General features: G+C 37.4%; 15 protein-coding genes and 1 pseudogene. 6 read left to right on the top strand and 10 right to left on the bottom strand.

What is annotated here, in order from left to right:
- Positions 1–43: 43 nt before the first annotated feature.
- The gene (locus JEM49_RS01010) at positions 44–1,822 is read right to left on the bottom strand and encodes a glycerophosphoryl diester phosphodiesterase membrane domain-containing protein (protein WP_201873250.1); all 1,779 of its coding nucleotides are present in this window, start codon (positions 1,820–1,822) and stop codon (positions 44–46) included.
- A gap of 92 nt (positions 1,823–1,914) precedes the next feature.
- Positions 1,915–2,319, bottom strand: a complete 405-nt coding sequence (locus JEM49_RS01005) for an iron-sulfur cluster biosynthesis family protein (RefSeq protein WP_201873247.1) — start codon at positions 2,317–2,319, stop codon at positions 1,915–1,917.
- A 199-nt stretch (positions 2,320–2,518) separates the two neighbouring features.
- Here JEM49_RS01005 and JEM49_RS01000 point away from each other — a divergent pair, with 199 nt between their 5' ends.
- From JEM49_RS01000 to htpX, 3 genes are all read left to right on the top strand, one after another.
- Positions 2,519–3,625: an SLC13 family permease gene (locus JEM49_RS01000; RefSeq protein WP_056945544.1), complete on the top strand. Its 1,107-nt coding sequence runs from the start codon at positions 2,519–2,521 to the stop codon at positions 3,623–3,625.
- 97 nt (positions 3,626–3,722) lie between these two features.
- Positions 3,723–4,283, top strand: a complete 561-nt coding sequence (locus JEM49_RS00995) for a LemA family protein (RefSeq protein WP_025005621.1) — start codon at positions 3,723–3,725, stop codon at positions 4,281–4,283.
- A 14-nt stretch (positions 4,284–4,297) separates the two neighbouring features.
- Positions 4,298–5,194 (top strand): zinc metalloprotease HtpX, encoded by an 897-nt coding sequence (gene htpX / locus JEM49_RS00990; RefSeq protein WP_025005622.1) that lies wholly within the window; start codon positions 4,298–4,300, stop codon positions 5,192–5,194.
- 31 nt (positions 5,195–5,225) lie between these two features.
- Here htpX and JEM49_RS00985 read toward each other — a convergent pair whose 3' ends face one another.
- Positions 5,226–6,167, bottom strand: coding sequence for a helix-turn-helix domain-containing protein (locus JEM49_RS00985; protein ID WP_056945543.1), 942 nt, complete (start codon positions 6,165–6,167; stop codon positions 5,226–5,228).
- Positions 6,168–6,322: 155 nt separating this feature from the next.
- Between JEM49_RS00985 and JEM49_RS00980 the strand changes: the two genes are divergently transcribed.
- The 3 genes from JEM49_RS00980 to pepI are packed head-to-tail and all read left to right on the top strand — an operon-like array spanning position 6,323 to position 9,221.
- On the top strand, positions 6,323–7,672 hold the full coding sequence (locus JEM49_RS00980) for an ATP-binding cassette domain-containing protein (RefSeq protein WP_201873244.1): 1,350 nt from the start codon (positions 6,323–6,325) through the stop codon (positions 7,670–7,672).
- Between the two features lie 2 nt (positions 7,673–7,674).
- Positions 7,675–8,328: an energy-coupling factor transporter transmembrane component T family protein gene (locus JEM49_RS00975; protein WP_087176634.1), complete on the top strand. Its 654-nt coding sequence runs from the start codon at positions 7,675–7,677 to the stop codon at positions 8,326–8,328.
- Between the two features lie 8 nt (positions 8,329–8,336).
- A complete protein-coding gene (gene pepI, locus JEM49_RS00970) occupies positions 8,337–9,221 on the top strand; it encodes a proline iminopeptidase (RefSeq protein ID WP_201873228.1) in 885 nt (294 codons plus the stop codon).
- Positions 9,222–9,358: 137 nt separating this feature from the next.
- Here the strand turns inward: pepI and JEM49_RS10645 are convergent, their stop codons facing one another.
- The 7 genes and pseudogenes from JEM49_RS10645 to JEM49_RS00940 form a co-directional block, all read right to left on the bottom strand.
- The gene (locus JEM49_RS10645; RefSeq protein WP_241146561.1) at positions 9,359–9,505 is read right to left on the bottom strand and encodes an SLAP domain-containing protein; all 147 of its coding nucleotides are present in this window, start codon (positions 9,503–9,505) and stop codon (positions 9,359–9,361) included.
- Positions 9,506–9,536: 31 nt separating this feature from the next.
- A pseudogene (locus tag JEM49_RS10775) lies at positions 9,537–9,734 on the bottom strand (SLAP domain-containing protein); the annotation flags it as partial.
- Positions 9,735–9,874: 140 nt separating this feature from the next.
- Positions 9,875–10,264: a hypothetical protein gene (locus JEM49_RS00960; protein ID WP_191335439.1), complete on the bottom strand. Its 390-nt coding sequence runs from the start codon at positions 10,262–10,264 to the stop codon at positions 9,875–9,877.
- A 131-nt stretch (positions 10,265–10,395) separates the two neighbouring features.
- Positions 10,396–10,875 (bottom strand): 23S rRNA (pseudouridine(1915)-N(3))-methyltransferase RlmH, encoded by a 480-nt coding sequence (gene rlmH / locus JEM49_RS00955; RefSeq protein ID WP_014918062.1) that lies wholly within the window; start codon positions 10,873–10,875, stop codon positions 10,396–10,398.
- A gap of 479 nt (positions 10,876–11,354) precedes the next feature.
- Positions 11,355–12,596 (bottom strand): S1C family serine protease, encoded by a 1,242-nt coding sequence (locus JEM49_RS00950; RefSeq protein ID WP_201873226.1) that lies wholly within the window; start codon positions 12,594–12,596, stop codon positions 11,355–11,357.
- Between the two features lie 81 nt (positions 12,597–12,677).
- The gene (locus JEM49_RS00945) at positions 12,678–13,475 is read right to left on the bottom strand and encodes an MBL fold metallo-hydrolase (protein ID WP_191335442.1); all 798 of its coding nucleotides are present in this window, start codon (positions 13,473–13,475) and stop codon (positions 12,678–12,680) included.
- Between the two features lie 16 nt (positions 13,476–13,491).
- Positions 13,492–14,316, bottom strand: a complete 825-nt coding sequence (locus tag JEM49_RS00940) for a two-component system regulatory protein YycI (RefSeq protein ID WP_201873223.1) — start codon at positions 14,314–14,316, stop codon at positions 13,492–13,494.
- Position 14,317: the final 1 nt, after the last annotated feature.

Raw genomic sequence — 14,317 nt, 5'->3', positions numbered from 1 at the left:
AATCTAGTATAGTTTACCATGTCCAGCCCTTCAGATCAAGTCTTCATGCAGATTCAAAATTTTTCGGCAGATGCAGGACAACAATATAATTTAAGATTCGCGTAGCATAACTAGCATCCTTTTGGAAACTTTTAATTGCCTTTTTAGCTAAATCAACTCGATCAGTAATTAAGCCATCAACTTGTTGATACATCATCTTCTTCATTAATTTTTCGTCATTAACTGTCCAGGCATAAACAGGACGATCCTGCAAATGGGCTTGCCAAATAAAGTCTGAATTCAAGGTAGAATATTCCATTGAATATCCACTAGCAACACTTTGCGGATAAGTAAAATTATAAGGTTGAATGTAAAAGACAACCAAACGTGGATTAATTAAGTGCAGTCCTTCAACCACGCGATAGTCGAGTGATTGTACTTGATACGTATTTTTGAGAATCGTTTTGCCATATTTTTGATTAAAGCGCTGCAGCATTTTCTTCGAATCTTTAGCCGTCGTTTTAATTTCAATTAGCAATTTTTGATGCAGTCTTTTGGCTTCCTCAAGATATTGATCAAAGCTAACTAACTTAGCATGATAGCCGTCTTCTTTGGCAGTTAACTTTTCTAATTGCCGTAAAGTTAAATCATTCGGGGCTTTATTAACTCCCGTTAGCTTCAATAAATTCTCATCATGAATTACGATAAATTTTTTATCCTTAGTTTCATGAACATCAATTTCAACGTAGTCCGGCTTTTCTTTAGCCGTTTTTCTTAATGACTGTAACGTGTTTTGTACGCCATTTTTATCATCAACGCCGCGATGAGAAATAATTACTGGCGCTTTAGCATTTACACTAGTCAAATATAAATAATTGGTGGATATTGCATTAATCATTACTAGTACAAACACAACTAATGTACTTAGAATTATCTTTTTAGTTTTACCTGTTTGACTTATCTTTTCTTGCCTTAAAGCTTTCAAAATAATAGATAAGTCCAGTACACTAACATAGACTAACGCTACTTCACTAATAATTTGAACAAGCGAAAGATTGATAATGGCTACAATTAACGGACATTTCCCAGGTAATAAATCAACTAATAGCTGCAGGCAATACATTGCTAAATAGAAAATTATCATGACTGCTGCAGATAAAACGGCTAAAACAATAATCCTCCAGCAAATCGTCCGCCAACGGTAGTGCGCCGTTAATCGCCAACTTCTTTTTACTGCTTGCGCTGACTTTAAGTGGTCAAAAACGATGATGGGTAAAGCAAATACTAGCCTTGCACCAAGGATCAAAGCGGCTAAATAAAACGCAATCAAAACGGCTAACAAGATTGGCGTTCTCGTCAGATAATCCAAGATAAATTCTGAAATCTGCACTTTGCTTAAAAGTGGTGTTCTAAAGATGACATTGGCTAACGGTACTACCAATAAAAAATAGAGCATCAAAATAAAAAGCGTGCCCAAACGAATTTTTTTGATATTTTGCCAAGTTTGAATAAAACTATTTTTCCACGTAAAAACTTGATGCTTAATATCCCAAACGCCATGAAGTAAATAAGCTAATTGCGCATACAAGATTACTAATAAAAGCAGCAACTCAATTATCAAAATTAAAAAGGCAACCGTATGCGTCGTAATGATCGTCACTACATTTTGATAAGATACGAACGGAATAGCACTAGCCTGCAAAACAAAGGTTGTAATATAGCGAAAAAATGGAATAACAATAAATTGATTAAATAAACTTAATCCCATAAAAAGTAGCAGATACCGCAGCCAATTTTGGCAAAATTCACGACTACCTGCTTTTATTTCTTTGACAAAAGTCATTGTTCTTCCCCCCTTGCATTGAAATCACTTTCTTAATTCTATACTAAAAAAGGACGAGGTCATTCCCTCGTCCCTATGATTAATTTTATTTTTTAACATTGACCGCCGTTTTTTAGATCATCAGCAGTAATTGCTTCAGGTTCATATTGGGTAACGGTCATCCCACCATCAATAATGCCGCTGTCTGAAGATAAACTCAAAGTTGAGTTGCGCGCATTTACCACTAGACCTGGTTCAAAGAAAGTTGTTTCCGGCTGAGCAGTATACAAGTCAAGACCAGCATTATTTTCGATTGAAATATTATACTTAGGATCTTTTTCAGCAAGGATTACAAACTGGAAGCTGTCGCCAATAGTACAAGTGCCGCCTTTTTTAGAATACTTGGTTGAACCATCATCTAAAGCCAAGATGACAATTTGGTGATCTGCATCCATCTTGCTTTTAATAATTTCTGCAGCACCTGGTTTAATATTGATTGAAATTGCATTCTCTGTCATTTTGTTTCCTCTTTTCAATCTAAATTTAATTAATTTACTTATTTAAATATAGCACGACTAGTTCCAACTAACTAAAAATATGCTCGAAAATGCCGCTAATCTTGATATTTTTAAAATTTATCATTGCATGCAACCACAAAAAGGCTCAAAATGGTACATAGGGTTTTTAGACGATTGTAATACGTAAGGGGGACCTTTTATGACCGTCTTAAAGAATATTGCTAAAGATAGAATTTTACAGATTACAGTTTTAATTACAGTAGTAAGTCTTTTTTTCGCTAAGCCGCGGTTAGCAGATATTAACTTTCACACTTTATGGTCTGTTGCCGCAATGCTGACGCTGATCCAGATCTATGCTTATTTGCACGTTCTGGATGTTTTAGCGTACAAACTTACGAGTATCGCAGATAATACGCGTAAGTTGAACATGCTGTTCACGGTTTTGGCCGTTATCGCCGGTATGTTCTTAGGTAATGACATTACTGTATTAACTTTAATTCCACTTTATTTAAATATCGCTAAGCGCTACAAGCTACCACAAATTTTGCCAGTTACCTTAATTGGTATGGGGGCAAATATTGGTGCTGCATTTACACCATGGGGGAATCCGCACAATATTTTCTTAGTAAGTCGCTACAACGTAAGTCCAATTAAGTTTTTTGAATGGTCTGTACCTTATTTGGTAGTTTCATTGATCATCATGTGGCTGGTCTTTTTGTTTATTCCTAAAAAAGATATTCCTACTCAAAAAACAGAACCTATCAGAATTAGTTGGCGTCCTACTATTATTACAACTGTAGTATTTATTTTCTTCTTCTTTGGCGTCTTCAGAGCAATTGATATCATTTGGCCATTAATTGTCGCCATAGTTTTAGCACTTGCCATCAATCCGCGCATAATGCTTAAGATTGACTATGCCCTACTTCTTACCTTTACAGGCTTCTTCATCTTTATTAGTGATATCCAACAAATTCCCGCAATTGTTAACTTAATTCATGGTATGGTTTACTCCGAAATTTCAACTTATTTCGCTTCAATTCTTTCAAGTCAGGTTATGAGTAACGTACCATCGACTATCTTAGTTGGTAAGTTTACTAACTATGTACAAGCATTATTCTTGGGTTCAAACATCGGTGGTTTTGGTTCAGCTATTGGTTCAATGGCCAATATGTTGGTATTAAAGACTTTCAACCAACACGGTAGTGTAAGTAAGAAGAAATTCTTTATTCAATGGACAATCATGCAATTTGCCGGTTTGATTATTTTAACCATAGTTGGATTAGGATTATTAATTTTCAGAATTTAATATTTTTCATTAAGAATGTCGCTTAGACATTCTTCTTTTATTGCCTCCAATATCAGAAATGGATAAAATTAAATAAACGTATAGAAAGGGGAATATTATGTCACCATTAGTATGGATAATTTTAATTATCATTGTCTTATTAGTCGGTATTTATATTGTAATTTACAACGGATTGCAAAAATCTCGCGTTTTCGTTGATGAATCATGGAGTCAAATTGATGTTCAACTTAAGCGCCGTAATGACTTAATTCCTAATTTAGTTGAAACTACTAAAGGCTATGCCAAACATGAAAAATCAACTTTAGAAGATGTAGTTAAGTTACGTGATCAATTAGTTAACGTTCCTCAGGGAGATCACGAAGAAGCAATGAAGTTGTCCAATCAAATTACTGATTCTTTAAAATCAATTTTTGCATTGGCCGAAGCATATCCTGACTTAAAAGCAAATCAAAATTTCTTAAAACTTCAAGAAGAATTAACCAACACAGAAAACAAGATTGCTTACTCTCGTCAGCTTTACAACTCAAGTGTTGCATCATACGATCAAAAATTGCTTACTTTCCCTTCCAACTTGATCGCCAAAATTCATGGCTTTACCAAGATCGATTACTTGGAAACCCCAACTGAAGAAAAGGCTGTTCCTAAAGTTAAGTTTTAGTTAGAAGGAAAATTATGTTATACCAACAAATTGCCCGTAACAAGCGTAAAACTGCGTTAATTATGGTTCTCTTTGTGGTAATTTTAGCCCTCGTTGGTGCTGGACTAGGCTATCTTTTTAGCAATAGTCCATGGATGGGAATCATCATTGCCTTAGCAGGTAGTTTAATTTACTTATTAATTATGTGGCAAAATCCGGCCAATATGATTATGAGTCTTAACCATGCTCAAGAAATTCAGGAAGCAGATAATCCTGAATTGTGGCATATCGTTGAAGATATGGCTATGGTAGCAAGGGTACCAATGCCCCGCGTCTATATTATTCCTGATCCAAGTCCCAACGCCTTTGCGACAGGACGAGATCCTAACCACAGTGCGGTAGCTGTAACAGAAGGCATTCTTCAACTGATGGATCGTGAGGAACTAGAAGGCGTACTAGGACATGAATTATCACATGTACGCAATTACGACATTCTGCTTTCCACCATTGCTGTTGTGCTGGTCGGAGTAATTTCCTTTATTTCCGGCATGGCATCTCGTTACATCTGGTTTGCTGGTGGCGGCCGCGATCGTGACGATGATCGTGATTCAAATGCCTTTGAGATAATCTTTAAAGTGGTAGCCATTGTCTTTGTTTTAATCTTAGGACCATTATCGGCTTCCCTTGCTCAAATGGCTCTTTCACGCAATAGAGAATATTTAGCAGATGCTTCCTCTGTAGAATTAACGCGTAATCCGCAAGGATTAATTTCTGCTTTGAGAAAAATCGAAAATAGTCAGCCAATGAAGCAGGCTGATCGTAGTAGTGCTGGGCTATATATCGAAAATCCATTCCATAATCATGGCCTATCGCATCTTTTCGATACTCACCCACCTACAGAAGATAGAATTAACAGACTTGAACACATGTAAAAAAAGAATCTGGAAAATTTCCAGATTCTTTTTACTTTAAATTGATATTAGCTTGTCTAAATAGCTCTTCTCGCATAGCAGCTGGCGTCATGTGATAGTATTGGTTGAATTTCTTATAGAAGAAAGACTTGCTTGAATAACCTACACGCCCGATAATTTCTTTCAATGATAAATCTGGTTGGGCAAGCAATTCACGTGCTTCTTGCATTCTTCTCTCATCTACATGATCAACAAAGCTCTTACCAGTCTTAGCTTTAACCATATTTGAGAAATAGTTAGGATTAAAGCCAAAGTACTTAGCTGCTTCTGCTAGAGATGCATCCGCAAAGTGCATATCAATATAATTATTCAATGATTTCTTTTCAAATTTAGTTTTATCCAAATTAGTTGGCGTTGCCATTCTTTGGGTTCTAATTGAAATAATAAGCATCACCGTTAACTCGGCCTGAATTAATGCCTTGATGAAGATATCATTATTCAAATATCCTCCAATAATATGTTGCATTACTTGAGAGGCACGAGTGATTTGATTATTTTTTAACCATAAAGCATGCTCGTTTTCAAGGCTATCAACTATTTGCTTAATAACCTTCATTTCCCTGCTGCCTTTACAACTAAAATCATTAAAGTATTTACGATATCTAAAACCGGGCTTAAATTTTAGTTTAGCAAGTACTGTATCTGATGTTTGTTTGGTAATCTCATAAATGCTATTTTCCGTAAGTAAAAGAACATTACCGGATTTCATTGGGATAATCTTTTCACCACTCTTAATCGTCACAGTACCTTTGGCGACATATAAGATTGTCGAGACATCCATGCGATAGCGATGAATGCCAGTATTATGATTTTCAAGGTAGATTGTAAACAGATCAAAATCGGGATTGCCAGCCTCGAGTTTTACCTCGTTCTTATCTGTTATGTTTGATTTTAATACGCTAGCCAGATATTGATCCAGAGCAACAGCTGCCATATGTCCACCTTCCTTAATTAAACAAATAATAATAGTACTATAAGTACATTATAAAACAAAAAGATATTTAGCATTATGTATAATTGCTTTATTGTATCGAAATGACTCTTTTACGGCAGTAGACAGGCAAAAAATCATTTTGTACAATCAGAATTATGATGATAGAAATTAGTGATGTAACCTTTTCTTACGAAAAAGAACCCCTTATCCACCAGCTTAATATGAATATCGCACCTGGTTTTAATCTTTTAATTGGACCAACAGGTTGCGGCAAATCTACGCTACTAAAAATTATTGCGGGACTCTATCCAAAATATGCTGGAAAATTAACAGGAGGAATTGATCTTCATGGTCAAAAAGCGGCCATGATGTTTCAAAATGCTGCGGAACAATTTACGATGACAACGCCACGTGAAGAAATCGTCTTTGCGTTAGAAAATTTGCAAATAAAAGCTAAGGATTATGACCTCCACATAAAAAAGGCAGTGGAATTCACCAAAATTGCAGATTTGCTTGACCAAAAAATTAGTACATTATCAGGTGGTCAACAGCAGCGTGTAGCCCTAGCCGTCTTAATCGCAATGGATGTCGATGTTTTTTTGCTAGATGAACCTTTTGCTAGTTGTGATCCTAACACACGTCATTTTTTGATAAAAAAATTAGCAAGCTTAGCTGAAACTGGAAGAACGATCCTATTAAGCGACCACGTATTGGATGATTATGAGCAAATTTGTGATCAACTATATCAATTTGAAGGTAAAACCGTTAAAGAATTATCTGCTAATGAAAAAAATAAATTGTTTACGCAAAATAAACAATTCCATGCACGATCTTATTCTTTTGTGTTGCCAACCGGCACACCCGTTTTCGAGCTAAACAAGACACAGATCAGACAAAATCGTCTTTTGCTTAAACAAAACAAACTAAAAATCTACGGCAAAACAACTCTAATTACTGGTTCAAATGGTGTCGGCAAAACATCACTATTTAAAGCAATGACTAAAATGATTCCGTACAAAGGTAATTTTACCTATTTAGATAATGAAATTGCAAAGATAAAATACCATAAATATTTATCTCAGGTAGCACAAATTTTTCAAAAGGCAAGCGATCAGTTCTTAACAGTCACCGTCAAGGATGAGATTGAGTTAAGCAAAAAAGACCGCAATCACTTTTTTACTGATGAAAAAATTGATGAATGGCTAGACAAATTACAGCTAAAACAGCATCTTGATCAAGTAGTTTATTCTTTATCTGGTGGTCAGCAAAAGAAGCTGCAAATTTTGTTAATGCTGATGACTAAGCATAATGTGTTGCTAATTGATGAGCCTCTGAGCGGACTGGATCATGACTCGATTGAGTTAGTTCTGCAACTGATGCAAGAATGCCAAGAGAAGTTCCACCAGACGTTTTTAATCATTAGCCATCAGATAGACGAATTAGCTCAATTTTGCGATTACAGGCTTGTTTTTGCGGACCAGCAGCTAAAATATGTGGAGGAGTAGCCATGAATCCTAGTTTAAAGTTTATTTTGGCTTTTATTATTTCCCTGGAAATATCTTTGAAGGCTAGCTTAACTACCAATTTGATTGTCATTGTTTTTGCGTTGATTTATCTATTAATTACTAGAATCAGGATCAAGGAATTGATTTTGTTAATCGCCGTGCCATTTATCGCAGCGTTCACGATATTTGCGACGCTGTTTTGGTTCTCACCGACGCCTGATGCATATTACGCTTGGAATCTGTCGACCCGTGTGTACGTCTATACTTTGACCATTGCTTGTGTCACGAGAAACACTACGGCGACAGATTTCGCTCGTTCGCTTGAACAAAATCTGCATCTACCTAGTAAATTTGCGTATGGCGTTTTGGCGGCAATCAATATTATTCCGCGAATGAAAATTGCAGTTAAACAAATTAGAGCTGCGGCCATGATGCGCGGGATGTATCTGAGTTTTTGGTCACCGGTACTCTACTTTAAGGCAATCTTGGTAGCACTCAACTCCGCCGACAATTTAGCGCAAGGAATGGAATCCCACGGCTATGTCGAAGGACAGAAGAGATCAACTATCGTGGCAATTCCATTAACAAAAAAAGATTGGCTGATCTTCTTTACTTTATTGATTTTGGTTAATATTTCGTTGTTTATTTTTAAGTAGGCAAAAAGATGGAAATTATTGAAGGAAAGATGCCCTTCATGGGCTACGAAACTTATTATCGAATTGTTGGTAAAAGAAGCAAAAAGCCGCCGCTAGTGCTGCTTCATGGCGGACCTGGCTCAAGCCACAATTATTTTGAGGTGCTGGATGAATTAGCACAAAAAGACGGGCGCCGCATCATTATGTATGACCAATTAGGTTGCGGTGAAAGCAGCATCCCTGATGATCATTCTGAACTTTACACTAAGGAAACTTGGGTGAAGGAATTAGTAGCGTTACGTGAACATTTGGCATTACGCAAGATGCATTTGCTTGGACAAAGCTGGGGCGGGATGCTCGCCATTATTTACATGTGTGACTATCATCCAAAAGGCATTCAGAGCTTGATTCTGTCTTCTACCCTGTCATCGGCATCCCTTTGGAGTAAAGAACTCCACCGCATGATTAAGTATTTGCCAATTGAGGAGCAAGCAGCGATTCATAGAGCTGAGTTGACCAGCAATTTTAACGATCCTGACTATTTGAAGGCTAACGAGCATTTCATGAATCAACATGCCATCGATATGACGAAGACCTGGCCGGAGTGCGTGATGCGCAAAAAGCGTGGCGGCACCGTTGCGTATGAAACAGCATGGGGACCGAATGAATATACTCCGGAAGGCAATCTGCATGACTATGAATACACGAATAAATTGGGCAAAATAAAAGTTCCAACTCTGATTACGAGTGGAACCGATGATTTATGTACGCCATATGTGGCTAAAACAATGCAAGACGAGATTGCCGGCAGTAAGTGGCGGTTGTTTGAAGGATGCGGCCACATGTCATTTGTTGAACAAACTGATGAATATGTTGCACTGCTGCAGAAGTGGCTGGATCAATATGATGAATAATAATAGACTGACCTTGATTGGTCAGTCTTTTTTATATAAAAATGTTAAATACGTTTACTTTTTTAAGAATAAAACAAAAACGAAGGAGCAATTTCTGCTTCTTCGTCTTTCTTCATTCTTTCACTGCGTTTGTGAGCCTATTTGAAGTTTACTACTTTAACGTAGCGTTTGTTGGTTGCGGTTGCGCCGGCTACCTGGTAGTAGCGCTTGCCGTTCCTGAACTTGTATGAGCCACCATATGTGGTGATGGTTCGACCCCTTTCTAAGTACAGTGTAATCGGCACGGCGTTTGCTGGTTGCGTAAACGTAGGCGTTACGTTTTAAAGTACGCTTAGTACCATCAATATTTGAAGCCTTGATGTAAGCCTCGTTGTAGTCGTCTCCTAAAGCTAATTTATAATATTCGCTACCATTAATATCTACTGTATTTGGTAAAACAGAAACTTTACGATAAGAGTAATACTTTTTGCCTAATGACTTACCTTTATCGTTATAAAGAATAGCAGTATGCATCAAAGTCTTATTAACTGGTTCCGCAGAAGTAGTGAGCTTAGTATCACTAGACGTATTGCCGCTACCTTCAATATCAGGGGTATGAATGTATATATCCGAATTAGCACTATTAAGTCTAGTATATGAAACATTGTTAACTGTTACTGTACCACAGTTACCGTAGTTGGATATTTACCAGCTACCTCCCAGTTAAAACTATCCATGTTAACTTTAACTGTTACAGGAGTTTTATCATTGCTAGAAACTGTAGCTGTAAAAGCTTTTTGAATTGCTGCAAGTGTATCACTCATAGAATTCACTTTTCTTACAGGGATGTAATTAAATGAAGCATTATCCGTTACATCATTAATTGATTGATCCTGATCATAACTTTTACCAGCAAATGTAATTACAGGATTAGTGCTAGTTTTATTAGCAGTAGTAGTAACAGCATTTGTCGTAGTATCAGCTTGTACAGTTGAAGCAATTGTAGGTGCTACCGTTAACAAGGCAGCTACAGCCAAGCTGATTAATTTAGTTCTCTTGTTCATGATTTTGTCCTTCCTAAATATCTAAAATCACTTAACTTAAACTAATGGCATAGTATATTTCTATCGTGAAATGAGTATACATTATTTTGAAAATGCGCAAATTAAAAAATCCCTTATTAGGGATTTTTGCTCTACTTATGATACGGACTACCCGAATTAATCATGAACGCACGATAGATCTGCTCAATCAATACCACCCGCATCAACTGGTGCGGCATCGTCAACTTACCAAAACTAATCAGGTCATCCCCGCGCTTATTAACAGCATCGCTGGTTCCCAGGCTGCCGCCAATCACAAACGTGATATCCGAATGCCCATACGTAGCCAGATCCTGAATCTCCTTTGCAAATTCTTCGCTACTGCGCTGCTTACCCTTAATCGCAGTCACGTAGACATACTCCTTATCCTTAATCTTGCTCAGAATCCGCTCGCCTTCGATCTGCTTGACGCGTTCATCTTCAGCCGCACTGAATTTCTCCGGTGCTTTTTCATCAGGCACCTGTACAATCGACACTTTCGCAAAGCGGCTTAGCCGCTTTTTATATTCCGCAATCGCATCTTTAAAATACTTTTCTTTTAATTTTCCAACACAAACAATCTTAATATTCATACTTACTAGTTTATCATCAAAATTAACAGAAATTCCACTGTAGTTTTCCACATCCTGTTCAAAACACAATCTACATTTTGTGGTATTATTAACTACATCTTCAATACTTTGTGGTCAAAATTTTATTGAATTTTTTTCAAAAAACTTTCCCACATTTTGCCTATGGATAAGCATTTTTCACAAACTTTACGTTAAAAAGCTTAACATACCAGCATGAACGCACGTTTTAACAAAATTTATTCACTTATTTTTAAAAATATTATCCACACTAATCAAGCACAAAATCAGCCGAGTTATCCACAATCCACAGAGTTATCCACATTTGTCAACAAGCACTCTTTCATTAGCAGTTTCTTGACAAATGAAGAAAACGAACTTTTTCTTGTTACACATTATTATAGTTAATAAAAAAAGCTATATCTGCATTTAATCCGCATGATATAGCTCTTTTTCTTTGCTTAAATATTTTTATTTATTAATTAGTTGCCTTCAAGTTTTACCTTCATGTCAACGTCTTTACCATTTCTGTTCACGGTTACATTTACGGTATCACCGACTTTGTGACTGTAAAGGATACTGTGTAACGATGCAACATCGTCAACTTTCTTGCCGTCAACCTTAGTAATGACATCGCCACTCTTAATGCCTGCATTTGCAGCAGAACCACTCTTATTGACAGATGCAATGTAAATACCACTCTTAAGGTTAGACTTAATCTTCAAACGGCTTCTGTAACCTTCTGGAATACCTTGAAGTGCGATTACTCTCACGCCAAGTTGTGGACGCGTAATCTTACCCTTCTTAACCAGTTCATTAACAATAGTTACTACTTCATTTGAAGGAATTGCGAAGCCCATCCCCTCTACAGAAGTACCATCGCTTGATTGTGCCAACTTCATTGAGTTAATACCAATAACTTGACCAGCTGAGTTAACTAATGCACCACCAGAGTTACCTGGGTTAATTGCGGCATCAGTTTGGATAACTGTTTGTTGATTGCCTGATGAAGTAGAGATTGTTCTTGCAGGTGCTGAAATAATCCCTTGCGTTACCGTAGAAGCATATTCACTACCAAGTGGTGAACCAACCGCAATTACGGTTTGACCGGCTTCTAGGTGCTTAGAATCGCCGAATTGAGCCGTTTGAGTTACATACTTAGCATCAATTGATAAAACGGCTAAGTCAGTTGTACTATCTTTACCCACAACCTTAGCATTTACAGTTTTACCATTAGCAAGCAAAACTTGTACTGCGTCACTACCGGAAATAACGTGGTTGTTAGTTACAATGTAGCCTTTACCATTAGATTTCATGTAAACGACACCAGAACCTTCACTATAAGTTTCAAGCTTGCCGCTCTTACTTGAAGAACTGTCGCTATCATCGCCAAACAAGCTACTATAAAGTGAATCTGCACCGCTTGAAGCTGATTGTCGCTTCAAATTAATGACAGAAACAACCGCACCTTTCACATCATTATAAGCAGCAGTCATCGTACCACCATTTTTGGCACTCTTTTCAGAAACCTTGCTGCTGCTTGAAGAAATACTGGTTTGTGCAGTGTTATTAGCTTGACCATTATTCATTTGGTCCATTGCGTAATAAGACACGCCACCGCCGACAAGTCCGCCAACTACGCCAACGATTGCTGCAGTAGCGATAATTTTGTTACCGCTCTTTCTTCTAGGTTGATTTTGATTATCATTTTGATTTTCTACCATACCGTTACTCTCCCCTCATATCATTGTTAATACTATACCAAGCAAATTTGAAAAATATATGAATAATCTATACAAAAACTGCTAAATTTCTATCAACTTTGTTGGACTAGCGGGTTCTGTATCAATAATTTGCACATCATCACTCAAATTTGCATCCCCTTCAATCAGCATTTCTTTCGCCGTCTCATGTGCTAAGTATTCCGTATTATTATGCTGACTACGGTGTGCCAAAAAGATATGCTTCGTCTTGGGCGTTACCACATCAACTAAAGCCTGGGCTGCTTCATCGTTTGACAAATGCCCAACATCTGACAGAATTCGCTGCTTAAGCGACCAAGAATACGGTCCATCTCTTAGCATCATAGTATCATAATTGAATTCCATCATATAGGCATCCGCATCCTCAATCGTCCCCTCAACTTCTTCAGAGACATAGCCTGTATCTGTTAAAAACACAATTCGTTTTCCACCACTTGTAAAAACATAATACTGTGGCTCGGCCGCATCATGACTAGTTGCAAATGCCGTAACATCGAGATCGCCAAAAGTTTTAGTCTGCCCTGGTTCAATCGTATTCATCTGCTCTGCCGGCAACTTACCGATCTTTTGCGTATCTAATAGATACTGCCATGTGCCGCTATTAGCAAAAGCATCGATCTTGGGATAACGGCGCATCAAAACGCCTAAACCACCGCTATGGTCCGTATGGTCATGACTCAAAAACGCCATATCAATATCATTAATATCTACGCCAACATCGGCCAATAATTGCTTAGTTTTTTTGCCAGAAAGGCCAGCATCCATAAGGATTTTATGCTGGCCTGTTTCGATTAAACTAGTATTACCGGTTGACCCGCTCGCTAAAACGGAAACCTTCATCTTTGTCTTTACCTCTCTACTTTTCAACGTTATACGTAGTCGACTGGAGCATTTGCGCCGTATATGCGTTAACTCGCTTTAACGTAATATTCTTAGTGGTCTTATTTTCTATCCAGACTAACCAAGTCGGTAACAAAATCGTACTGCCACGAACTTCAGTCAATTTAGAATAGCCCAACTTAATTTGCGTTACCTTCGAATTGTTAGTCAACTCTCGATTAGTATACATCGCACGCACTGCACGCACTGCACTGATCGTTGACTGCAATTCTCTTACTGGACTAGCTGGACCCATGTAAGATTCCGCATAATTGATAATCTGATGATCCTTGACCGCGATGCTCAATTGAGCTGAACCAGCATAAATCTCGCCATAGTCAGTTGTTTGCACAAAAACATAATTGTCTTCGCTGGACATATCTGGCTCATACTTGAATTCTTTTCCATAAGGGACATTCTTAGGGTCATTCTTGAATTTATTTACTTGTTCCAGTGCCTTTTTAGGATTTTTATCCAAGAGCGTTGTCATCTTAGGTGCAGCGTAAAGAACATTTTCGTCTTTAGAATAGCGTACGTTAACATTGGTCAAAGCATCTATTTTATTGGAAAGATAATTACGGTTTTTGGTTGCTAAATAATAGCCTGAAGCAGGTGCATTAGAAAGTTTATCTGGCAAATCAATATTATCTGACTTCATTTCTGAACGGATGCTGGCCACGCTACGAGTTGCCGTATCTGCCCCACTTAAATTAACAGGAGAGCGCAGAATTTCAATTCCTAAATAGATATCAATTAACAAGAAAACAATGAAAAACAGCCATTCTATTCGTTTATGGTCCATT

The sequence above is a fragment of the Lactobacillus sp. A27 genome, assembly GCF_016742815.1.
GTDB lineage: Bacteria > Bacillota > Bacilli > Lactobacillales > Lactobacillaceae > Lactobacillus > Lactobacillus gallinarum.
Note: the sequence above shows the minus strand (reverse complement) of the source record. Positions and strands in the feature narration are given on the sequence as shown.

Coding starts and splice junctions, on each gene's coding strand:
- rlmH (WP_014918062.1), bottom strand. CDS start 10,875: ATGAATATTAAGATTGTTTGTGTTGGAAAATTAAAAGAAAAGTATTTT.
- JEM49_RS00950 (WP_201873226.1), bottom strand. CDS start 12,596: ATGGTAGAAAATCAAAATGATAATCAAAATCAACCTAGAAGAAAGAGC.
- JEM49_RS01010 (WP_201873250.1), bottom strand. CDS start 1,822: ATGACTTTTGTCAAAGAAATAAAAGCAGGTAGTCGTGAATTTTGCCAA.
- JEM49_RS00985 (WP_056945543.1), bottom strand. CDS start 6,167: ATGGCAGCTGTTGCTCTGGATCAATATCTGGCTAGCGTATTAAAATCA.
- JEM49_RS00960 (WP_191335439.1), bottom strand. CDS start 10,264: ATGAACAAGAGAACTAAATTAATCAGCTTGGCTGTAGCTGCCTTGTTA.
- htpX (WP_025005622.1), top strand. CDS start 4,298: ATGTTATACCAACAAATTGCCCGTAACAAGCGTAAAACTGCGTTAATT.
- JEM49_RS00995 (WP_025005621.1), top strand. CDS start 3,723: ATGTCACCATTAGTATGGATAATTTTAATTATCATTGTCTTATTAGTC.
- JEM49_RS00940 (WP_201873223.1), bottom strand. CDS start 14,316: ATGGACCATAAACGAATAGAATGGCTGTTTTTCATTGTTTTCTTGTTA.
- JEM49_RS01005 (WP_201873247.1), bottom strand. CDS start 2,319: ATGACAGAGAATGCAATTTCAATCAATATTAAACCAGGTGCTGCAGAA.
- JEM49_RS00980 (WP_201873244.1), top strand. CDS start 6,323: ATGATGATAGAAATTAGTGATGTAACCTTTTCTTACGAAAAAGAACCC.
- pepI (WP_201873228.1), top strand. CDS start 8,337: ATGGAAATTATTGAAGGAAAGATGCCCTTCATGGGCTACGAAACTTAT.
- JEM49_RS00975 (WP_087176634.1), top strand. CDS start 7,675: ATGAATCCTAGTTTAAAGTTTATTTTGGCTTTTATTATTTCCCTGGAA.
- JEM49_RS00945 (WP_191335442.1), bottom strand. CDS start 13,475: ATGAAGGTTTCCGTTTTAGCGAGCGGGTCAACCGGTAATACTAGTTTA.
- JEM49_RS01000 (WP_056945544.1), top strand. CDS start 2,519: ATGACCGTCTTAAAGAATATTGCTAAAGATAGAATTTTACAGATTACA.